Source organism: Sedimentibacter sp. (genome assembly GCF_038562225.1).
Lineage (GTDB): Bacteria > Bacillota > Clostridia > Tissierellales > Sedimentibacteraceae > Sedimentibacter.
Genome location: NZ_JBCFAS010000003.1, coordinates 540,844 through 563,857, shown reverse-complemented (window position 1 = coordinate 563,857; position 23,014 = coordinate 540,844). Strand labels below are relative to the sequence as shown.

The 23,014-nt window shown below is 40.8% G+C and carries 18 protein-coding genes and 1 other RNA gene; 1 reads left to right on the top strand and 18 read right to left on the bottom strand.

All coding sequences use genetic code 11. The features are described from left to right. Positions 1 to 58 precede the first annotated feature (58 nt). From AAGU76_RS14465 to AAGU76_RS14390, 16 genes are all read right to left on the bottom strand, one after another. Positions 59 to 661 (bottom strand): class I SAM-dependent methyltransferase, encoded by a 603-nt coding sequence (locus AAGU76_RS14465; protein WP_342486217.1) that lies wholly within the window; start codon positions 659 to 661, stop codon positions 59 to 61. 227 nt (positions 662 to 888) lie between these two features. Next, positions 889 to 4,338, bottom strand: coding sequence for an FAD-dependent oxidoreductase (locus AAGU76_RS14460; protein ID WP_342486216.1), 3,450 nt, complete (start codon positions 4,336 to 4,338; stop codon positions 889 to 891). A gap of 15 nt (positions 4,339 to 4,353) precedes the next feature. Beyond that, complete coding sequence (nuoF, locus tag AAGU76_RS14455) at positions 4,354 to 6,174, bottom strand: NADH-quinone oxidoreductase subunit NuoF (protein WP_342486312.1); 1,821 nt, start codon at positions 6,172 to 6,174, stop codon at positions 4,354 to 4,356. 68 nt (positions 6,175 to 6,242) lie between these two features. Continuing rightward, the gene (nuoE, locus tag AAGU76_RS14450; RefSeq protein WP_342486215.1) at positions 6,243 to 6,728 is read right to left on the bottom strand and encodes an NADH-quinone oxidoreductase subunit NuoE; all 486 of its coding nucleotides are present in this window, start codon (positions 6,726 to 6,728) and stop codon (positions 6,243 to 6,245) included. A 270-nt stretch (positions 6,729 to 6,998) separates the two neighbouring features. Continuing rightward, positions 6,999 to 8,171, bottom strand: a complete 1,173-nt coding sequence (locus AAGU76_RS14445) for an iron-containing alcohol dehydrogenase (RefSeq protein WP_342486214.1) — start codon at positions 8,169 to 8,171, stop codon at positions 6,999 to 7,001. 278 nt (positions 8,172 to 8,449) lie between these two features. Next, positions 8,450 to 10,348, bottom strand: coding sequence for a sigma 54-interacting transcriptional regulator (locus AAGU76_RS14440; RefSeq protein ID WP_342486213.1), 1,899 nt, complete (start codon positions 10,346 to 10,348; stop codon positions 8,450 to 8,452). A gap of 303 nt (positions 10,349 to 10,651) precedes the next feature. Next, complete coding sequence (locus AAGU76_RS14435; RefSeq protein WP_342486212.1) at positions 10,652 to 12,052, bottom strand: aminopeptidase; 1,401 nt, start codon at positions 12,050 to 12,052, stop codon at positions 10,652 to 10,654. Positions 12,053 to 12,062: 10 nt separating this feature from the next. After that, a complete protein-coding gene (locus AAGU76_RS14430) occupies positions 12,063 to 12,515 on the bottom strand; it encodes a hypothetical protein (RefSeq protein WP_342486211.1) in 453 nt (150 codons plus the stop codon). Positions 12,516 to 12,718: 203 nt separating this feature from the next. After that, positions 12,719 to 13,717 carry a LacI family DNA-binding transcriptional regulator gene (locus AAGU76_RS14425; protein WP_342486210.1) on the bottom strand — a complete coding sequence of 333 codons (999 nt, stop codon included), beginning with the start codon at positions 13,715 to 13,717 and terminating at the stop codon, positions 12,719 to 12,721. A 177-nt stretch (positions 13,718 to 13,894) separates the two neighbouring features. Then, a non-coding RNA gene (gene ssrS / locus AAGU76_RS14420) (6S RNA) lies at positions 13,895 to 14,069 on the bottom strand. A gap of 117 nt (positions 14,070 to 14,186) precedes the next feature. Then, entirely contained in the window at positions 14,187 to 15,620 is a 1,434-nt protein-coding gene (locus AAGU76_RS14415; protein ID WP_342486209.1) for an AAA family ATPase, read from the bottom strand. 156 nt (positions 15,621 to 15,776) lie between these two features. Continuing rightward, positions 15,777 to 16,259, bottom strand: a complete 483-nt coding sequence (gene ispF / locus AAGU76_RS14410) for a 2-C-methyl-D-erythritol 2,4-cyclodiphosphate synthase (protein WP_342486208.1) — start codon at positions 16,257 to 16,259, stop codon at positions 15,777 to 15,779. Positions 16,260 to 16,266: 7 nt separating this feature from the next. After that, on the bottom strand, positions 16,267 to 16,959 hold the full coding sequence (gene ispD / locus AAGU76_RS14405; RefSeq protein WP_342486207.1) for a 2-C-methyl-D-erythritol 4-phosphate cytidylyltransferase: 693 nt from the start codon (positions 16,957 to 16,959) through the stop codon (positions 16,267 to 16,269). Positions 16,960 to 17,140: 181 nt separating this feature from the next. Further along, complete coding sequence (locus AAGU76_RS14400) at positions 17,141 to 17,959, bottom strand: PHP domain-containing protein (protein ID WP_342486206.1); 819 nt, start codon at positions 17,957 to 17,959, stop codon at positions 17,141 to 17,143. 12 nt (positions 17,960 to 17,971) lie between these two features. Continuing rightward, positions 17,972 to 18,970, bottom strand: a complete 999-nt coding sequence (locus AAGU76_RS14395) for an asparaginase (RefSeq protein ID WP_342486205.1) — start codon at positions 18,968 to 18,970, stop codon at positions 17,972 to 17,974. Positions 18,971 to 19,073: 103 nt separating this feature from the next. Further along, positions 19,074 to 19,955: an RluA family pseudouridine synthase gene (locus AAGU76_RS14390; RefSeq protein ID WP_342486204.1), complete on the bottom strand. Its 882-nt coding sequence runs from the start codon at positions 19,953 to 19,955 to the stop codon at positions 19,074 to 19,076. 68 nt (positions 19,956 to 20,023) lie between these two features. Here AAGU76_RS14390 and AAGU76_RS14385 point away from each other — a divergent pair, with 68 nt between their 5' ends. Then, positions 20,024 to 20,830, top strand: coding sequence for an NAD(+)/NADH kinase (locus AAGU76_RS14385; protein ID WP_342486203.1), 807 nt, complete (start codon positions 20,024 to 20,026; stop codon positions 20,828 to 20,830). Between the two features lie 143 nt (positions 20,831 to 20,973). Here AAGU76_RS14385 and AAGU76_RS14380 read toward each other — a convergent pair whose 3' ends face one another. Together AAGU76_RS14380 and AAGU76_RS14375 are read right to left on the bottom strand one after the other, a co-directional pair. After that, positions 20,974 to 22,245, bottom strand: a complete 1,272-nt coding sequence (locus tag AAGU76_RS14380; protein ID WP_342486202.1) for an ATP-binding protein — start codon at positions 22,243 to 22,245, stop codon at positions 20,974 to 20,976. 1 nt (position 22,246) lies between these two features. Then, positions 22,247 to 22,915 (bottom strand): response regulator transcription factor, encoded by a 669-nt coding sequence (locus tag AAGU76_RS14375; RefSeq protein WP_342486201.1) that lies wholly within the window; start codon positions 22,913 to 22,915, stop codon positions 22,247 to 22,249. Positions 22,916 to 23,014 lie beyond the last annotated feature (99 nt).

Genomic DNA, 23,014 nt, shown 5'->3' with positions numbered 1-23,014 from the left:
TACATAATTCGCCAATAATATTTCTACATCTATAAGAATAATTAAATATTAAATCCGATTACTTTTCTGCCCTGAATATGAAGTATCCTGATTTTTTTTCAGCTGTTTCGCAGTTCCCGAACAAAGCTTCAAGCTTTTCCTTGGTGCTTGGGGCTCCCTGCTTTTTTTGTATTACAACGTACAGTCTGCCGCCTTTGTTGAGATGTTCAAAGGCTCCTTCATAGAATGAAAACACCACATCTTTTCCTGCCCGTATGGGTGGATTCGTAACTATCATGTCATAGCTTTCATGAATATTTTCAAAAGCAGCGGAACTTATTACTTTTATTTTTCCTGAAACCTTATTTTCCTGTGCATTCATTTTCGCCAGCTCCAGCGCCCGTTCATTCACGTCAGACATGGTTACAGACGCATTGTCCATGAGCTTTGCCAGCATCACACCGATGGGTCCGTAGCCGCAGCCCAGGTCAAGAATGCTGCCGTTAAAGTCCGAGCCTTCCTTTACTACGGTTTCAACAAGAAGCATGGAGCCGAAGTCAACTCCGCTTTTGGAAAAAACGCTGTTGCTTGTATAAAAATAAAATCTCTCTTTTCCTATATTCCAGTCAAATTTATATATATCCTTTTCCGTTGTGGGGTTTTTGGTAAAATACTGTTCCATGATTCCTCCATTTTGTATATAGTCTATTATATATTATTTTTACCTGGAATGGAACAAATAATTATAATGCTGTTTTTTTCTGCAAAAAAAGAAACTATCCTTTCAGATAGTTTCCTCTCTAAATTCATAGTCCATCCATGAGTCATACTCAATGCGTCATGGACTGTTTAAAAGCTGCGTACAGTGACGAATGAATTGTTCACTGCCGGGTCTTTCATGGACTTAAATTATTCTGCTATTATGCAATTGGCCTTCAAATCAGCCAAAAATGCTTTTTCTACCGTGTCGTAAACTTCATATTGCTTTTCAGCTCCAGCAAATTCAGGAACATACAATGAAGTTTCAACTTCATCGGCTTTTGCAGGAACATACTCTGCGTTCAGCATTTCTGCTATGCTGCAGAACATTTCAGCGTTTGACAATCCTGTCTGCGGCTTGATTGCTTCAGCAACAGCTCTTACAGTGCCGTCTGCGCTGACAATGGTTCCGTTGCTTTCAGCAAGGCTGCAAAGCGGAATAACGTACTCGGCTGCTTTTGTTGTGTCGCTTTCAAATATATCGAATGCCGCAAAGAATTTAAGGTCTTTCACAGCTTCTTTAAGTTCTTTTTTGTTGCCCAAAACATCCTCGCCTATGGCAACCAGTGCCTTAACACTGCCGCTTGCAAGAGCCTCTGCGATTTCCTGTCCGGATGTTCTGAATCCCAGGTTCCATGCTCCCTGGCTGTTTGACTTGGCCTTTAGAGTGATTAGACCTCTGTGCGGCTTGCCAGCATTGCCTGTTACCAGAGTAATGTCTGCCAGAACCTTCAGGGATTTGTTGTCTACTGTGTTTTCATCTGCTATGATCATCGGCTTCTTGGCTTTCTTGAATAGTTCCGCAATCTTGTCCGCATCCTTCGAAACCTCTGCGTTTGCAAGAGCGCTCAGAAGCTGTTCACCGTTTAAATATGATTTAACTGTTTCTGCCTTTACGATGCCCTTGTCAATCAAGGCTTTCAAAACTCCTGCAAAGAATGCTTCATAACTTTCAAGGCTTACAACATCAGCCCACTTTGTGGCTTGAGTTTCTTTTGTTGAAGCAGATACAACCTTGGTTGACTTTGAAAGTCTTCTAAGTTTCATTCCCATTGAAGGATGATGCTCGTAAAGCTGTCCAACTGATATTATCAAATCAGCGGAGTCAAGTTCAGCAAATGTTGCTGTTGACTGGTTTATGCCAAGAACTGATTCTATGCCGGATTCCTTTTCTAATGTGAAGGAGCCCGTAAGTTTTGTTCCAAGCCCTTCTGCAGCAGCTTTTACAAACTTAAGCTCTTCGTTTGTCAGCTTAGGTGACACAGCAAATGCAATGCTGTTTTCACCATACATGTTCTGTATGCTTCTCAGACGCTTAGCGGTTTCATACAATGCTGTCTGCATTGATATTTCTTCCTGCGCCCCTTTGATCATTGCCTTTGGAGTAAGCAGTCTGTCTTTTGAATTTATGTGTTCGATACCGAACTTACCTTTTCCGCAAGCCGGAACTTCCTTGTGTTTAGGGCTTGATGCCTTGTAGACCACATTGTCCTTGTGCTCGTATACCACCTCACATCCAACGGAGCAGTAGCTGCATACGGATTTGGTCTCGCCCAGGTTCAATGGAATTTCTTTCACATTTTCTCTTCTGTCAAGCCAAGCTCCCGTAGGACATACGTCGATACATCTTCCGCAGGAGATGCAGTCCGTAGTCTTGAGCTTCTGCTCAAATGCAGGAGACACGAACGTCTTGCTTCCTCTTTCAACAAATCCCAGCGCTGAAGCTCCTACAACCTCGCTGCAGGTTCTCACGCAAAGTCCGCAGAGAACGCATTTGTCAACGTTCTGAGAAATGAACGGATGGTCTGTTTCAGCAAATTGCTTTTCTTCCTCGGCATGATACTTCTTGGTGTCGATGTCGAACTTCTTGATGTAGTCCACCAGCTGGCACTCGAAGTAGTCCTTGCAGCCGCATTCCAGACATCTGGAACCTTCTCTCACCGCTTCTTCCTCAGTCATGGTCGGAAGTATGGGTTGGAAGTTGTGTTTTCTTATTTCTGCTTCCACAGTTCTGTGATGTACCCTTGGAGATTTCTCTCTGTCCTTGAAGTCCTCTTCGGTAACTTCTGTGTAAACAAGAGGAAGATCCTTGTATGGTATTATGCTTCCTGCCAGGTAGCTGCTTATTACACCTGCTGCCTGCTGCCCCTGAGCTATGGCATCTATGGCTATCTTGGGTCCTGTAGCTGCGTCTCCGCCTGCAAACACTCCCTTGATGCTTGTTTCGAATGTTTCTTCGTTTATGGCGATGTTTTTCTTCTTGCCCTGTCCTACGTTTATGCTGCCGCAGTCAACTTCCTGTCCGATTGCAGCAATAATCGTGTCGGCTTCAAAGGTTACGAATTCTCCTGTAGGCTCAGGTTTCTGTCTTCCTGATGCATCCTTTTCGCCGAGAACCATCTTCTCGCACTTGAGGCCTGTAACTTTCTCCCCGCCTTCAACCAATGCAGGTGCGCTCAGGAATGAGAATATAACGCCTTCTTCCTTTGCTTCTTCAATTTCTATTTTTTCTGCCGGCATTTCGTCTTCGGTTCTTCTGTATACAACCCTTACTTCTTCGGCACCAAGTCTTATGCTTGTCCTTGCTACGTCCATGGCTGTGTTTCCTCCGCCTACGACTATGACCTTCTTGCCTATCTTAACCGGATTGTTTTCAGCAACCTTTATTAAAAAGTCAATTCCACCCAGAACTCCCGGAGTGTTTTCTCCTTCGCACCTCATGGGTGAGCTTTTCCATGCTCCGATTCCTAAAAATACAGCGTCGAACTTGCTTCTTAGGAAATCCAGGGACATGTCTTCTCCGATTTTCACGCCGTAGCTGATTTTTGCTCCCATGTCTTCGATGACTGCAACTTCAGCGTCAACAACGTTCTTCGGAAGTCTGTATTCAGGTATGCCGTATCTAAGCATTCCACCTGGTTTTTGTTTTGCTTCGAATATTTCAACTTCATGTCCGTCTCTCAAAAGGAAGTATGCTGCGGAAAGACCTGCAGGTCCTGCTCCTACAACTGCAACCTTTTTGCCTGTTGACGGTTTTACGCTTGGAATGTATACATCGTCAGAATTCAAATCGTAATCTGCTGCATATGTCTTAATGCATGCAATTGAAATGGATTCTTCAACATGTTGTCTTCTGCATGCTTTTTCGCATGGATGCGGACATACTCTTCCTATGCTTGCAGGAAGCGGAAGCTTTTCTTTTATAAGTTTCAATGCTTCCTTGGGCTGCCTGTTGGCAACAAGTCCTACATATCCCTGCACGTCAGTGTGGGCAGGACAGTTCAGTGTACATGGGGCCTTGCAGTCACCGATGTGCACGGATACAAGAAGATTCAATGCAGTGTTTCTGGCTTCTGCCACCTTTTTAGTGTTGGTCTTTACGACAAGACCGTCTGCAACCGGTGTTGCGCAGGCTCTTGCAACCTTTGGCTGTCCCTCGATTTCAACAACGCAAAGTCCGCAACCTGCATAAACCTCAAGGTTTTCATCAAAACACAGATGAGGAATTTCTATATTGTTTTCCAACGCTGCTTCTAGTACTGTCTTTCCCTGTTCAGCCGTTATTTCTTTTCCATTAATGTTTAATTTTACTAAAGCCACGGTCAATCCTCCCTCTTAGTTTTTTTCTACAGCGCCGAATCTACATACGCTGTAACAATTGCCGCATTTGATGCACAGTTCCTGGCTGATGGCATGAGGATTCTTGACAGTTCCCTCGATTGCATTGACAGGACACTTTCTTGCGCACAGCGTGCAGCCTGTACATTTGTCCTTGTTGATTTCATAAGTCAAAAGTGCCTTGCAATGTTTTGCCGGACATTTTTTGTCAACAATGTGTGCTAAATATTCGTCCTTGAAATATCTCAATGTGGACAATACAGGGTTGGGAGCAGTCTGACCAAGACCGCAGAGAGAACCGTCCTTAACGCTTGTTGCAAGAGTTTCAAGTTCCTCCAGGTCTTCCATTGTTCCTTTGCCTTGTGTTATTTTTTCAAGAATCTTCAGCATTCTCTTAGTTCCAATCCTGCACGGAGTGCATTTCCCGCAGGATTCGTCAACGGTAAATTCCAGGAAAAATCTTGCTATATCAACCATGCAGTTGTCTTCGTCCATTACTATCATACCGCCTGAGCCCATCATTGAGCCTGCTGCTGTCAGATTTTCATAATCTATGGGTATATCCAGGTGATCCTTTGTAAGGCATCCGCCTGAAGGTCCTCCTGTTTGAACGGCTTTGAAGGCTTTGCCGTTTGGACATCCGCCTCCGATGTCGTATATTACTTCTTTTAGGGTTGTACCCATTGGAACTTCCACAAGACCTGTGTTTGTTATCTTTCCGCCCAGAGCAAACACCTTTGTACCGGATGATTTCTCTGTTCCCATGCTCTTGAACCACTGTGGTCCGTGGAAAACAATCTGTGGAATGTTTGCCAGAGTTTCAACGTTGTTTATTACAGTCGGTTTGCCCCAGAGTCCCTTGTTGGCAGGGAACGGCGGTTTAACCTTTGACATTCCTCTTTTTCCTTCAATTGACTGCATCAGTGCAGTTTCTTCACCGCAAACGAAAGCTCCTGCGCCAAGCCTTGTTTCAATGTCAAAGTCAAAACCTGAATTGAAAATGTTCTTGCCCAAAAGTCCCAGCTCTCTGGCCTGGTCGATTGCTATATGAAGCCTTTGTACAGCTACAGGATACTCTGCTCTTACATATATGAAACCCTTTGTAGCCCCTATGGCATATCCTGCGATTGCCATAGCTTCCAAAACAGCATGGGGGTCTCCTTCAAGAACGCTTCTGTCCATGAATGCGCCCGGGTCTCCTTCGTCAGCATTGCATATGATGTATTTCTGATCCGCCTTGTTTGGTGCCGCAAAGCTCCACTTCATACCTGTAGGGAAGCCTGCGCCTCCTCTTCCTCTCAGGCCGGATTCCTTCATGAGGCTGATTACCTGTTCAGATGTCATTTCGGTAAGAGCTTTACCCAAGGCCTGGTAACCGTCCTTGGCAATATATTCATGGATGTCTTCGGGATTTATGATTCCGCAGTTTCTAAGGGCTACTCTTTTTTGTTTTCTGTAAAACTGCACATCCATCAATGAGGTGTGTTCGTCTTCTTTCTTTTCTTCCTGCGGCTGCTCAGCGCCTATGGTGTATTCATCAACAACGTTTCCGTTTAAAATGTGCTCCTCGAAAATCTTTTTTGCTTTTTCTGTGTCCACATGAATGTATGTTACCTTTTCCTTGCCGGGTACATATACTTCAACGATAGGCTCGTATGTGCACATGCCAACGCAGCCTGTCTGAACAACTTGTACATTTTTCATGTTTCTTTTTTCAGCTTCATCTGCCAATGTTTTCATGACAGGTTTAGCTCCGGCAGAAATACCGCAGGTTGCCAATCCAACAAGAACTCTTATAGGATTTTCAATATCTTTCATTTCAAAACTTGCAACTGATTCTTCTCTGATTTCTTTCAATGCATCTAATGATTTCAAGCCAGCACCTCCTAATTTCTGTATTTTTTCAATATTTCATGAACGCGTTTCGGTTCCATCTTTCCGTACACATCATCGTCAATCATCATAACCGGAGCCAAACCGCAGCAGCCTAAGCATCTTGTAGCCTCAAGCGTAAACATTCTGTCTTCTGTTGTGGTACCAACCTTGACATTGAGTTCCTCAGAAAGTTTGTCCATAATTTCCTGAGAGCCCTTCACATAACATGCTGTTCCCAGACATACACCTATCTTGTGTTTACCTTTTTCTTCTACGGTAAACTGAGTATAGAAAGTTACAACTCCGTATATGTCGGCCAATGGAATATTTGTTTCTTTCGATATAAACTGCTGCACTTCCAGCGGCAAATATCCGAATATATCTTGCGCTTTTTGTAAAGTCTGCATTAATATACCTTGTGAACTTTTTACTGAATCTATATATGATTTCAATTCTGCAAATTCACTTTTTCTTGATTCTACAAATTCATTCTGCAATTTAGTTACCTCCATATTATTTAATTCACACACACAGATAATATTATATATATGCGAATTATAAAAGTCAACCAACAACGCATAATATGTCAAAAAATAAACATGTATAAATTTACCTTTACGCAGCTGATTTTCCAAAATAGATTTGACTACGTCAAAGTTGACTCCCCTGTACTCAATCTAGAGGGGTAGTTTTTTCTTCGTTTAAGTCTTCTCTTTTATTCAAATTTATTGTTTATCTTTTCTATGAGCAAATATTTATTTTTCCAATTAAAAATTCACTTCAGTTCCATAATATGTGCAAGTTAATAATTTTTCCATTTCAGCAGCATCAATTGTTCTTGGATTAGAACCTGTGCATGCATCGCCAACTGCTAATTCTGCAATTTTAGAAACTTTTTCTTTGAATTCAGTTTCATTGATCCCAAATTCCTTTAATGACTTAGGAATATCTAATTTTACATTATATTCGTCAATCTTATCACATAATAATTTTACACATTCATCATCAGTTCCTGTAATTCCAATGCTTCTTGCTATATCAGCATAACGTCCGGCTGCATTCTTTGCATTAAATTTAATTACATATGGAAGATATATTGCATTTGCACAGCCATGAGGAATATGTCCTGTTGAGAACGCAGCGCCTGTTTTATGTGCCATAGAATGAACTATTCCTAATAGTGCATTGCTGAATGCCTGACCTGCCATACACTGTGCATAATGCATCTGCTCTCTTGCAGCCGTATCACCATTATATGATTCTTGAAGATACTCAATTACCATCTGTATAGCTTTAATTGCAAGAGGGTCAGTGAAAGGACTGTTAAGAGTTGATACATATGCTTCAATAGCGTGAGTCAATGCATCCATGCCTGTATGTGCAGTTAATTTTTGTGGCATAGTCTCAGCCAAATCTGGATCAACAATGGCTATATCAGGTGTAATATTAAAATCGGCCAAAGGATATTTTATACCCTTTTCATAATCTGTAATAACCGAAAATGCTGTAACTTCAGTGGCAGTTCCTGATGTTGATGGTATCGCTATGAATTTTGCCTTTTGTCTTAATTCCGGAAATGAGAATGGTTGAAGAATTTCTTCAAAATCAGTATCCGGATACTCGTAGAATACCCACATAGCTTTAGCTGCATCTATTGGAGAACCTCCACCCATTGCTATAATCCAATCAGGTTCAAAGGCTCTCATTTCAGCAGCACCATTCATAACTGTTTCCACAGATGGATCAGGTTCAACATTTTCAAATAATATTGTTTCTATTCCAGCTTCCTTCAGGTATGCAAGAGTCTTGTCTACGAAACCAAACCTTTTCATAGAGCCTCCGCCTAAAACCAATATTGCTTTTTTCCCTTTTAAGTTCTTTAGTTGTTCTAACGAACCTTTTCCATAATACATGTCTCTCGGTAATGTAAATCTCATCATAGTAAAATCTCTTCCTTTCAAATGTTTTATTATTGTTGTTTGTTTAATTGTTGTATTTATAACAAGCAATTTTCATGCCAACATTTCTACAAAGCAACATTTAGGATTTTATACCACATAAATTTCACATTCATGAAAATAGTGTTGCAAAAAACAACATTTTTGAAGAATTATTGTTGTTTTTTGCAACACTGTTGTGTTTTCGTACTATTTTCTAAATTAAATCCAACGATGCATTAGTAATAATTGTTAGTTTTTATACAAACAATCACTTAGCATCATCTTTTTTTGTATTTATTTATTTTAGAATGCAAGGTGCTTCTGTTAACACCTAAAATCTGGGCTGTTTTAGAAATATTTCCATTACATTTATCAATACAACTTAATATTGCCTTTTGCTCCCATTCATCAAGGGAACACATATTGTATTCCAATTCACTTGCAACAGAATTATATAGTTTATAATCTAAATTCTTAGTTTCAAAATTGAAAGAAGTATTTCCATCCAAATTAACAATATTTTCTATGCAGTTCTCCATTTCACGTACATTACCAGGCCAATTGTAGCCTATTAGTTTTTCAAATAAATCATATTTAACTTTTGGTATTGGTTTCCCTAATTTAACGGATTTAACCTTTAAGAAATACTGTATAAGCAGCTCAATATCTCCTTCTCTTTCTCTTAGAGGCGGAACATATATGGGAATTACACTTAATCTATAGTATAGATCTTCACGGAATGTACCCCTCTCAATTTCTTTCTTTAAATCTTTATTTGTAGCTGCAATAATTCTCGCATCTGTATAAGTACATTTATTCCCGCCTAACCTGCTAACACAGCCCTCCTGCAACACTCTTAAAAGGCTTACCTGCATGTCCAAAGGCATTTCTCCTATTTCATCTAAAAACAAAGTTCCTCCGTTGGCAAGTTCAAATTTTCCGGGATGGCCACCTTTCTTAGCACCAGTGAAAGCCCCCTCCTCGTATCCAAACAATTCACTTTCTATGAGACTTTTTGGTATGGCTCCACAGTTTATTGCTACGAAGCTGTTATTTCTTCTGTTGCTATTGTTATGGATTGATTGAGCAATAAGTTCTTTTCCAGTTCCACTCTCACCTTGAATAAGCACCGTGGAAGGACTGTTAGAAATGCTCTTCGCCTGCTCTTTTAATTTTAAAATTGCTTTACTTTCCCCAATTATATCGTCAAAAGTATAAGTAGCTGACATTCCGGTATATTTATTTACCAAATTATATACATTCTGAATATCCTTAAATATCGCCACCGTGCCCGTTATATCGCCAGTTTTGTTTTTAATGGGATAGACACTTAAATCAAACCTGTTCTTCTTCTTATTGCCGAAATATATGATTTCCTTATTCTCATAAGTGTTTTTCCTCTTAATTTGACCTAATATAAACTCCCAGTTGTCTAAAACATTAACAGCTTTTTTATTAATTATTTTTTCAATTTCAATCTCAAGCATACTGCACAAAGTGTTATTTACAGCTTTTATTACCCCATTGGTATCTGCCGCAAAAATTCCTGCATTAACAGAATCCATGACAGTATTTAAATACTCATAAGCTTCTAATAACTCATTTTGTGTTTTTTCAACTTTAAGTTGGTTTTCTATAGACTTTACCGCAGCAACTACAAGCCCTAATGTATGAGGATGAGCTAACTGGCGTCGTCCGGTTAAATTAAGGCTTCCAATAATATCCCCTTTTTCATTATGAATAACTGCAGCGGAACAAGTCCATATATGAAATGCAGTTATAAAATGATCTTCCCCTGATGCTTGTATTGAACAATTTTCATAAAGTGCTGTGCCCATGGCATTAGTACCTGCGCTCTTTTCACTTAAATCTGCGCCAACAATAATGCCTACTCTTGTTTGGTCCTCAATGATATCTCTATCTCCTATAATAGTAAGAACTATACCATCCTTATCCGTTAGGTATATGGAAAATCCTGATCCCCTTAAAAGATCATACAGTATCTCAATGAAGGGTCTTGCTATTTTTACCAATTCGTTATTTTTATCCAATAACATTTTAAGTTCTTCACCTTTAAATATCTTTGCAGGCAAAGCCCTACACTTTTCTATTCCATATTGAATACATCTTTTATGTGATCTATTTATTATTTCTCTATAAATATGTGCTTCGGACATTTAGCTTTTCACCTCTATGCATTTATTATAAATTGGTTTAATAGCAACCATAACAGATACTTTATTAACATTTTTTAGTAATAGAACTCTAGCTAAATATTCTCTAAAGATAGTACATATATTACGCACAGCTTAGTAGGTGAGATTATTATATCGCGGTACTTAGTACATGTAAAGCCACAAAATATAGAGATCAAGATATTTTCTCTTGATTATGAACGTTTTAATACAACAAAGTCGTAAGATTTTATTTTATCTTACGACTTTGTCTACATTATGTTATTTATGCACAATCCAGCATAATCAGAATTTATTGTAAAATGTCTTGTATGCTTTGTAAGTCATGTATACATCTGTCTTGGACACGATTTCGAAAGGAGCATGCATGCTCAGAACAGGAACTCCCAGGTCAACAACGTCCATGTTGTAGTTTGCCATGATGTAAGCTATTGTGCCTCCGCCTCCCTGATCAACCTTTCCGAGCTCTGCGCTTTGCCAGATTACTCCGCTGTCGTTGAACAGCCTTCTGAGTTTTCCTATGTACTCGGCGTTGGCGTCATTTGCCCCTGATTTTCCCTTGCTTCCCGTGTACTTGATCATGGCGACGCCCTGACCCATGACAGCAGCGTTTTGCTTTTCGGAAACCTGGGGATATGTGGGGTCCAGCCCTGCAGCAACGTCCGAGGAAAGCATGGAGCTGTTTGCCATGGCTTTTTTTAGCTTTCTTTCACAGTAGTTTCCGTTGTTTTCTATGGCTATGATTTCAGCTGCCAGGTTGCTGAAGAACAAGGAATGCATTCCGGTGCTTCCGTTGCTGCCCACTTCTTCCTTGTCTGCAAACAAGGCAATAGCTGTTTTTTCCGGATTGTTTAATTCAAGGATAGCTTTCAGAGAAGTGTAGGCGCAGACTCTGTCGTCGTGGCCGTAAGCCATTATCATTCCCCTGTCGATGCCCACATCCCTGGATTTCCCTGCAGGCACAATCTCAAGCTCTGCAGTCTGGAAATCTTCTTCTATCATTCCGTATTTTCCGTTTAACAGCTTTAGCACATTCAGCTTAAATTTTGTACCTTCATCATTGCTGTCAGCCGGAAGGCTTCCTATTATTACATTTAGGCTTTCGCCTTCTATGGCATCAGACAGTTTTTTGTCGTTCTGGTCCTTGGCAAGGTGCGGGAGCAAATCGGTTATGTAGAAAACAGGGTCGTTCTCATCGTCTCCGATGGCCACGTCAATTATTTCCCCGTCTTCTCTGACAACTGTGCCGTAAAGAGCCAGCGGTATGGCTACCCACTGATACTTTCTTATTCCACCGTAGTAATGAGTCTTCAGAAGAGTGAGGCCGTGCTCCTGGTAGAGAGGATTTTGCTTTAAGTCGATCCTTGGAGAATCCACGTGGCTTCCAACAATGTTCATGCCGTTTTCAAGTCTTTCATTTCCTGCAACGGCAAGCACCGCATCTTTTCCCTTGTTGACATAGTAGTATTTCGTTCCCGGCTTTATTTCCTGCAAGTCCTCTATGTTCACAAATCCGTTTTCTTCAGCACGCCTTACGATTTCCCTTATGGACAGCCTTTCAGTCTTTGATGCATCGATGAATTTTTTGTAATCATCGCCCAGGTCAAATACTCCCTGTTTTTCTTCATCATTTATAACGTTCCATATGAAATTTTTCCTGTAAAAAAGTTTATCGTTATTTTCCATAATATCTCCCTCATTCAATATATACCAAAGAAGCAAGATACATCCTGCCTTCTATCTCCACACATCGTATGTCGTAGTTTTTAACCATGGAAAACTCCCCGTCATATCCGCTCATCTGCCATTTTAAATCAGCGTTGATGTGCATGTTTCCGTCCGCATTCTCGAGGCTTTTAATCTCGTCCACCTCCACACTCAAGGCAAGTTCATAGTCCGTAGGACTGTCCATAACCTTACGCAAAATGTCAAGGTCATTTTTTAAGAGGTTTTCCGCTTCTATGTTGTCCAGTTTTTCCTCAAGATTTTCCATGTCCTTTATTCCGTACAAGAATTCATTCATTATTACTATGCGCTGGTTCAGCAGCTGTTCTAAGCTGTCAATCTCCTCATAGTATTGGTAGTATCCGAATGAACTATAACTGAAAAGAAGAGAAAAAAGCATTAAACAAATAAATCGCTTCTTCATTTGTAATCCCCCTACAATATTGTTTACACAAATTATAGGGGGACCGGTTTAGATTTCGTGACGCTATTTGTCACGAAAAAAATATAAGTTTTCGTTTAATTTCAACACATTATAACAACAGCAGCATCATTCTAACCTGAATCAAAACACCATCAAAACTGCAAAAGCTTTGATTCGCAGGATTATCAACTGTTGATCCTAAGTTAGCCTAATGTTCTTACGCTTTTTCTCTTCTCGATGGTAAACGGAAGTTCCATCAGACCTTGAGGAGTTTTGTCGCCTTTTATCATTTTTATGAGCATGCGCATTCCCACGGCTCCCACATCATAATAAGGTTCTCCGATTGTTGTTAGTTCCGGTCTTACAAATCTTCCTTCCCTGATGTTTCCGAATCCTACAACCGAAACATCCTCCGGAACTCTGATTCCGTTGTCATAGAAGCTGTTCATGATTCCGATTGCAATTTCATCATTGCTGCACACAACTGCTGTAAATTCCTTTGCATCCTTTGCCACGGATTTTCCCAGCTCGTATGCCCTGCTGTGCTTGTTTCCTCCCACAACGTATATTTTGGAATAATTCAGTTCGTTGTCCTCGATTGCCTTCTGATACCCTGCTATTTTTTCATTCTCGGCAGATGTCCTTGCAGTAAAATCTGAAACGTAGGCAATGTTTTTGTGTCCTTCCTTAATGAGGTAGTTTGTCATCTCATAAAAAGCGGCATTGCTGTCTACTGAAATGTGGTTCATGTTTTCGTGCACGTCTCTTGTGAAGTAGATGCAAGGCTTGTTTAAGCCTTTTGCCAGCTCAATTATCTCGTCATCAAATTTGTTTCCTACCAGGAAAAGACCTTCTGCCTGTTTTCTGTCCAAAAGCTGCAGATATTTTTCCTGAGTTTCTTTGCTGTTGTAGCTGCTGCACAGAAGTATGTCATATCCGTACATTTTACCTATTTCCTCAATACCTCTAACTATATCAGCCACATAGCTCTGAGCTAAATTGTTTACTATGACACCGATTAAATAAGATCTTCTAGTAACAAGACTTCTTGCAACGTCATTGGGTTTATATCCGGTCTCTTCGATAACCTTGAGAACTCTTCTTCTCACTTCGGGACTTACAGGCTTTGAATCATTGATGACTCTTGAAACGGTTGAAATGGACACTTCTGCAAGTCTTGCAACGTCTTTAATTGTTATCATTTTATCCTCCTAGTGAATTTTATGGTTATGTGATATTCCTAATTATATTTTTATTATATATGTAACATCAGGAAAACGCAATCGTTTTTTCCCAGTTTTCCTAAAAAGTTGCTCCACGGCTCTGCTATGAGATCTATGTCCCCCTACCGTGTAAAAACGCTCGCATTTTTATAAAAAAATAAACCCGCGAGAGCCGCAAACCAATAATTCATACCCGCATCTAAGCAGGTGGGATCTCTGTTACGTGATTCTGGCTTCCCGTCAAGGCGGGCTTGTCATAGGCACTTAAACTCGAATTCCCTTTTACAATATGTCGGTTGAATTAAAAGATTTCCGTGAACCGCAGGCTTTAATTCCTATTAAGTTAATATGATTATACCATAGGACGGTTAAACTTACAACTGTAATTTACTTTCGGCAAATACAATTATTAGTATTTTGTCCCGGTTTTCTGTTAATATCCGAGGAATTATTCATGCATACTATCCAGTTCTTCCTCTGATAATACTTCTTTTTCCGTTAATTTTTTTGCAATTGCAGACACCATATTTCTGTTGTTTTCCACCAATTTTACAGTATCTTCGTATATTTCTGCCAAAAGCTTTCTAACTGATTGTTCCACAAAAGACGGCGAGATATTCAGCTTCTCGGACAAAACTTTAAAATTCACAAAGACAGCTTCCTCATCCATTCCGTAAGCTGCGATGTAGTCAACTGCAAGAGAAGTTGCCTTTTCAATGTCATTTTGAGCACCTACGGTTATGTTTTCTTTTCCGAAAAACACTTCTTCGGCTGCTCTTCCTGCCATTAAAACCGACAGCTGTTTTCTTATGCGTGTTTTCGTCACAACCTCAGAACCGTTGGGAGAACTCAGCGTATATCCTCCGGCCCCCTTGGTGGTGGGGATGACAGAAACCCTTATAATCTTGTTTTCAGGAATAAGGTGTCTGGAAACAAATGCATGTCCTGCCTCGTGATATGATGTGGTTATTTTTTGCCTTTCATTTTCCTCAGCATTCTTTTTCTCTGAACCAGCCAGCACGTTCAAATATGCTCTTTGCACGTGACTGGCTGAAATTTTATCTGAGTTTTCCCTTACAGCAATAAGAGCTGCCTCGTTTATTAAATTCTCAATCATGGCACCGCTGAAATACACGGTGAGATCTGCAACTTCGTCCAGATCCATGTCTTCGGATACTTTCATTTTTGAAAGGTAAAGATTAATAATGTCTTTTCTTGCATTTCTGTCCGGAAGCATTATTTCTATCTGCCTGTCGAATCTTCCTGGCCTTAACAGTGCCGAATCAAGGGTGTCGATTCTGTTTGTGGCTGCAACCACCACAATTCCTGTGTCATCCCCGAAACCTGACATTTCCGTAAGCAGAGCATTCAGGGTTCTGTCCCCTTCATCGCTTCCCCTTAAGTTTCCATTCATTCTCTTTTTGCCTATGGCATCTATTTCATCTATGAAAATAACGCTTTTGCCCGACTTCTTAGCCTTCTTGAAGAGATTCCGAATCCTTCCGGCTCCAAGTCCGGCATATACCTGAACAAAATCAGAGCCTGATACGGCATAGAATGGAACTCCTGCTTCACCGGCCAGAGCCTTTGCCATCAGTGTCTTTCCTGTTCCCGGAGAACCGTAGAGAAGCACTCCCTTTGGCATCCGTGCATTGAAGTTTGCATACTTGTCCGGGTTCTTTATGAAGTCTACGATTTCCTTGAGGCTTTCCTTAGCCTCGAAGTTTCCGGCCACGTCCTCAAATGTCATGTGGGAGGAACTCAGATAGTCCATTTCGTTTAAATTGTTTATTTCTTTCTGGGCTGATTTCTTGTTTTTAAAAGCAATGAAGAAAACAAAAACCAGCACCCCGATAACTGCCAGTATTTGATAGCTGTTCATACATACCCCCTAAAAAATAATTAAAAATCAAAGAATGAATTAATGAATTAGCGTATGTGCTGATTCAACCCTTCATTTTAATTCTTAACTCTTAATTCTTAATTCTATTCTACTACGGGTATATACGATTGGATATACTCAATATATAGCTCTACATCAATGTATTTCCTTTTTTTCCAGAAGGCACACAGCCTGAGCAGCTATACCCTCGCCTCTTCCTTCGAAGCCCAGGTGCTCGGTGGTCGTTGCCTTTATGTTTACATTGGATACGTCAGTATTTAAATCTTCAGCCATGTTGCTTCTCATCTGCTGTATAAAGGGAAGCATCTTAGGCCTTTGAGCAATGATCACGGCATCGATGTTTCCTACACGAAATCCGGTGCCTTCCATTACCGCCGCCACATGACGCAGCAAATCTCTGCTGTTCGCCCCTTTGTAAGCTGGGTCCGTATCAGGAAAGTGACGCCCTATATCACCCTGACCCAGAGCTCCCAGTATGCTGTCCATGACCGCATGGATGAGCACATCCGCGTCGGAATGTCCAAGCAGCCCTTTTTCAAAAGGAATATCAACGCCTCCTATTATGAGTTTTCTGTTTTCAGTTAATTCATGTACATCATAACCTATTCCTATTTTCATATGTCTCCTAGTATACGCTTGAAAGTATTTCCGCAACTCTCAAGTCAAGCGGTGTTGTGATTTTTATGTTTCTCTGCAGCCCTTCAATGGTCTTAACACGGTAACCGTAGTATTCCACAATGGATGAATCATCTGTAAACACTTTGTCCTCTGTCAGTGCGTTCAAGTAGCATTCCCTTATTAGCTCGTAGTCAAAAGCCTGGGGAGTCTGGACTGCCCTCAGCCTTGCTCTGTCCAATGTATCTTTCACAAAGCCCTCACCGGAAACTTCCTTTATGGTGTCCACCACCTCCACCACAGGTATGCATGATTTGTAAATATCAGCATTTTCAACGCAGTTGCTGATGAGGTTGTAAGAAACAAACGGCCTCACACCGTCATGGATTAGCACAATACGGCACTTGCTGTTCACAGCCTTTATGCCTTCAAAGACCGATTCGGTCCTTGTTGCTCCTCCCTGTACCACTTTAACTACCTTGCGGTATGCAGGCGCAATTTCTGTATTTACATAGTCCAGTTCTTCCTTGTTCACCACAAGTATTATTTCATCTACCTCATTGCTTTTTTCAAACTTGTACAAAGTGGTGTCAAGTATGGTCTTTCCCGCTATTGACATGTACTGCTTGGGCAATTCTGAACCCATTCGCGTTCCCTTGCCGGCAGCCACAATAATCGCAGAAACATGTTTGTTATTAAACATAGATCCCCCTTCCTTCAATGAAGAATTAAGAGTTAAGAATTAAATGAAGAAATTTAGGCTTTGCCTAAATTTCAACCATCAATTCTTCATTCTTCATTCTTAATTCTTAATTAACTAATATTCTTCATTATTACTATTCTTAATTTAATATAGATTACTCTTTCTTACAGAAAGTAATGTTTCAGTTTAAGAGTTTTTTCAGGTTCAGGTCTGACAGTTCGGCGTGAGGAACACCCAGTTTTCTGCTTGGAATGAAGCTGCCGTGACAATCCGATCCGCCTGAAATCATAAGGTTGTTCTTTTTGCAGAATTCGATGTAGTATTGGGCTCCTCCCTTATTGTAGGGAGAAAAGCATTCTATACCGTCTATTCCCTGTTCCAGCCAGAATTTAAGTTCCTCTTCAGGCATCACGCCGTCCTTGAAATGGTATGACGGATGTGCAAGGAACAACTTTCCTCCGGTTTTCTTTGCAACGTCGATTACCTCCTCGGGACTCTTCAGTACTGCTTTTAAGCCCGACTCCTTAACATCGTTTAAATGGATCAGAAAATCTTTGTGAATGCCTTTATCGATCATGTAGTTGGCTGATTTCCAGCCTCCTCTTTTCCTGTCATAGCTGTATTTCTCAAAGTCTTCAAAGCTTATGCTGTCATACTTGTTCGCAGCGAACGTCTTGATGTATTCCTTGTTGGAGCTGAGTTTGCTCTGGTTGGTCCAGTCTATAAGCTCCAAAAGACCTTTGTTGTTCAAATCGAAATTGTACAATGTAAGGTGGTATTCCCTTCCGTTATAATCAGCAGAAAGTTCCGTACCAGGAATGAAAAGCAAATTATCCGAAGGCAGTAATATGTCCTGCATATTCTTCACGTTGTCCACGCAGTCGTGGTCAGTTATGGAAAATATGTCTATTTTGTTTTTCTTTATTTCATCTTTCAATTCCCACACATCCCACGTTCCGTCAGAAGCGCAGGTATGCATGTGCATGTCGGTTTTTTTCATCGTTACCTCTTTCTAGTAAAGCGAGTCCTCGTTTATCCTTGTGTAAAATTTTTCCTTAATCTGGTTGAAATCCCTGGTTTGTGCCATAATCCACATAAGCTTTGTTATGGCTGCCTCAATGGTCATGTCATAAGCCTGAAGAACATTGAACTTCTTTAATGCTTTCACGCCAACCTCATAGACGCCCATGTCGCTTCCTTCAAACATAACCTGAGTGGCAACCACGACTATCTTTCCTTTTTCAGTGAGATCCCCAAGCTTTTCAAGGAAATTCCTCCTGTCTAAAAACGGAAGCCCTCCGACGCCGTAGGACTCTATTACGACGCCTTCATATTTTTCGCCTATGTAGTCAAGAACATCCGGATCCATTCCCGGTGCCAGCTTAAGCAGGAATATGCTTGGAAAAATATTTTTGTAAAACTTAACTTCCAAATCCCTGCCGTCATTTCGGATGTACTTGGTTATCCTCATGTCATCTATTATTGCCGCAACAGGGAAATTAATGCTTTCAAAAGCACTGTAGCTTTTTGATTTTACTTTTCTCGCTCTGGTTCCCACAATAGCCTTTCCGTCAAATACCAGGTAAACTCCGCGCACATCATTTTCTGCCGCGAACCTGAAGCTGTCAAGGAGATTTTTCTTTGCATCTGTAATGTCTGCATTGATAGGTTTTTGTGAACCGGTTACAACTATGGGCTTGTCCGGATTCTGAATCAGGTATGACAGTGCGGCGGATGTATAGGACATGGTGTCGGTTCCGTGAGAAATTACAAAACCGTCATACTTGCTGTAGTTCTTCTCGATTGCTTCGGTCATTAAAACCCAGTACTCCGGCTGTATGTTTGTGCTGTCAATATTCAGAATCTGTATTGTATCAACATTGCAAAATTCCTTGATTTCAGGAACATATCCCAGGAGCTCCTCCGAAGTTATTCCCGGTGCCAGTCCTTCTTCCGTCTTTTTTGATGCAATTGTTCCGCCTGTGGCGATAAGCAAAATGTTTTTTTTCATATTCCCACCTTCATAAAATAATAACAACCAGAAATTTCTTAAAAGCCTTCCGCAACATTAAAATATATTCAACATTGTTTTTTTAACTCTTCATTCTTAATTCTTAACTCTTAATTAAATAACTCATGTCTTCCGGCAGAGGGCATGTCACAGTAATTTCCTCCCCGGTCAAGGGCTGCCTGAATTTCATTTCGTGGCAGTGAAGAGCCTGCCTGTCAATGAGGTTGCTTTCATTTCCGTACAGCGTGTCTCCCAATATGGGATGACCTATGTGTTTCAGATGAACCCTTATCTGATGGGTCCTCCCAGTTTCAAGCCTCAGCCTCACCAGCGTCATATTATCCAGTCTCTTTTCAACCTTGAAATGTGTTATGCATTCCTTGCCGGATGGATCCACAACCCTGGTTATGTCCTCAGGGTTAAGCCTGGCTATGGGTGCGTTGATTGTTCCTTCATCTTCCCGAATTATTCCTTCCGCTATGGCATAGTAGTATTTGTCTACCGTGTTTGATTTCATCTGGTTGGCAAGCTCATTGTGAGCGTAGGGGTTCTTGGCAATAATCACAATTCCGGACGTGTTCATGTCAAGCCTGTTCACAAGGCGAACCTTTCTCTGAAGTCCCTTTTCCCTGAAGTAGTATGCCACACCGTTTGCAATGGTGTTGTCCTGATGCGACTTGGTGGGATGAACCACGATGTATGGAGGCTTATTAACCACCAGGAGGTCAGTGTCCTCATAAACAATTACAATGGGAATGTTCACCGCATTGTATTCATCTTCATCTTCGTCAAACTGAATTTTTATAATGTCTCCGGCTGCAACTTTTTTGTTGAGCTTTGTGATGCTGCCATTTAAAAAAATGCTGTCACTCAGCTCCAGCCTCTTTGACAGACGTCTTGAGAAATTTAAGTTTTCACTCAATATGCCCTTTACAGTCTTGCCGTTTTCTTGTATTGTATATTTGAGAATATTATCGTTATTCATTAATATGCTCCTGCATTTTATCAATTATTACTATAATATAAATTACTTTCAAAGTAAAGGGGATTATCATGAAGGAAAAGGTTATAAATATAGCTGCCAACGATGACACTTATACGTTGGAGATAAAAAAATGTCTGGTTGAGATCCTGAAAAATAACGGATACAGCTGTAATGAAGGTTTCTCTGAAAATGGAGAGCTTAACATTACAATAGGAGGAGACGGTGCGTTTCTAAGGGCTGTAAGGGAAAGCAGCTTTTCATCGGTGCCGTTCATAGGAATAAACACCGGCACATTGGGCTTCTATCCCGAAATAACCCCTGAAAACATGGAAGCGTTCGTGCATGACTACATAAACGGCAAGTATGCCATAAACGATGTAAACCTTATAGAAAGCGAAATAGTATTCGCAGAAGGCCAGACTGAAAAGGTGTATGCCGTAAATGACATAATCCTGAAGAGAAAGGACATGAAAACAATTCATCTTGATGTTTACATAGCCTCAAACCATCTGGAGAAAATCAGCGGTGACGGACTGATAATATCTTCACCTCTGGGAAGTTCCGCCTACAACAAGTCTGCAGGAGGAAGCCTTGTGTATCCTTCCCTCAAGACTCTGCAGCTCACACCTCTTTCACCAATAATTTCAAATGCCTACAGGTGTCTTGACTGCAGCATAATCGTCCCTCCGGAGTTTGAAATTACAATTTATCCTGAAAGAAGGACGGACTACTACATAGCTCTGGCAGCAGACGGGGAGATGTACGAGTACGATGAGATAGAATGCGTCCACTTCAGGACGTCCCAAAGGATAATCAGCAGGCTTTCCACCGGTACATTCAATTACTGGAATGTCATCAAGGACAAATTTTTGTAAGCAATAAATCAATACAAAAGGAGCAGCATCCAATAAACCATCTGCTCCTTTGTTTTTTATCATTAATCACCTGTGCCCTGCAGTAGTTCAGAAAATCCTTATCTATGCTCAGGATGACAACTATGCACATTAGCGCAAGGTTATCACATCTTCAAGGTAAACTTGCTTCCCACGTTTATAGTACTTTCAACTGTCAGGGAGAACCTGTGGGCATCAGCAATCCACTTCGCAATACTTAAGCCAAGTCCGGTTCCGCCTTCCCTGTGACGGGCCTTGTCGGCTCTGTAAAATCTGTCGAAGATTCTGTCCAGGTCCTTCTGGCATATGCCTATGCCTGTATCTTCCACGGAGAATATTTTCTTTTTGTTCTTGTCTGTGTAGAGGCTGACGGTTACCTTACCCTTCTCCGTATACTTCACCGCATTATCCACCAGTATGACAACAAGTCTTCTCAGCTTGTCATAATCTGCCTTTATTTTTATGTCATCTTCCATCATAAGCTCAAACTCAATATTCTTCTTGTGAGCAATGATTTCCATGTTCTGACACACATTTTCAACAACCTCTGAAAAAGAAAATTCAGAGAGGTCAAGTTTTTCCTGATTGGCATCAGCCTTGGCCAAAATCAAAAGTTCATCTATGAGTTTTGCCATTACTCTGGTTTCAGAATACGCATTTGACAGCCACATTTCATTTTCTTCAACGGTTCCTTCATCATCGCTCAATACCACATCCAGGTTGGTCTGTATTACAGTAAGAGGAGTTCTTAGCTCATGAGACGCGTCAGCAACAAATTCCTTCTGGCGTATCCATGTATCCTTGATGGGTTTGATGGCCTGGCCTGTGAAAATGTAGCTTATGCCAAGCAGCACTGCCATTCCGCTTATACCCGTGACAAAAAGAACAGTTTTCAGGAAAGACCAGAGGATATCTTCATTAACCGTGTTTTGGTAAACCTGAACCACGCTTTTTCCGTTTGTGTCATTAAAGTACTTGGTAAGAATCCTATAGTTGAAATGCCCTATCTTTTTTGTAACAAAGGAGTCTTTTTCTTCATCATACGCCTTTTGAGCCAGGTTCTGTATGTTGTCGGCAATGGATTTTTCATTTTCTTCAACATATACTCTATCCATGTTCCTGTCGTAAATAACATAACATGCATCCAGCTTTTGCGTTCCCATGAATGCAACGCTGGGTCCGAGCCTCAAAAACATACCATCGTTCATAAAAAATCCGGAGAAAGACATGGTCCTGTACGTATAAATCCTGATGGCTTCCGTCTCCATAAGCTCCTTATTGCTGTCCTCAAACACAAGCCTTGTGAAGCTGTATATGCCGGTAGCCACAAAAAACATGAAAACCACAAGGATCATTGCCATATATGCCGTTAATTTCAAATGAAGCCTTCTGAACATTCTACTTCTCCTTGAGCATGTATCCCACGCCGCGCACGGTTTCTATTTTTGCATTTGTCTCTTCAAGCCTCTTTCTGAGATGATGCACATAAATTTCTATGTTGCTTTCCAGAACATCTGCCTCAAGACCCCAGATTCTGTCAATTATCTGTTCCCTTGTAAACACCTGTCTCGGTTTCTTGATGAACATCTCCATAAGCATCGCTTCCTTGAGCGGTATCTTGTATTCCTTGTCACCCAGGAAAAGCAGGTAGTTCTTGACATCATACCTGATGTCTTCAAATTCGTATATCTCACCCACATATTCCGTGCTCTTCCTTCTGGCGAGAGCCTTCACCCTGGCAATAAGCTCCTTCGTGGCAAATGGCTTAACAAGGTAGTCGTCTGCTCCGTTTTCGAGGCCGAACACCCTGTCATCAATTGTATCCTTAGCTGTGAGCATGATCACCGGTGTCTTTAGTCCTTCTTTTCTGATTGTTTTCAGTATTTGTATTCCATCAACCCCAGGAAGCATTATGTCAAGAACAATTACATCGTATATGTCTTTGCTTGCCAGGAGCAGCCCTTCCTCTCCGTCATTGGCTATGTCAACATCAATTTTTTGTTTTGTAAACAAAAAATTGAGTGCCTGAGTTATCTTAACTTCATCTTCTACGATTAAAATTCTCAAATTTATTCCTCCTGAATTCTTAATTATCTTTATATTAGTTGTTTATTCTTAATATAATATTAATTATTGAAGATTTCCTATTTTTGATTAATTTTGCTG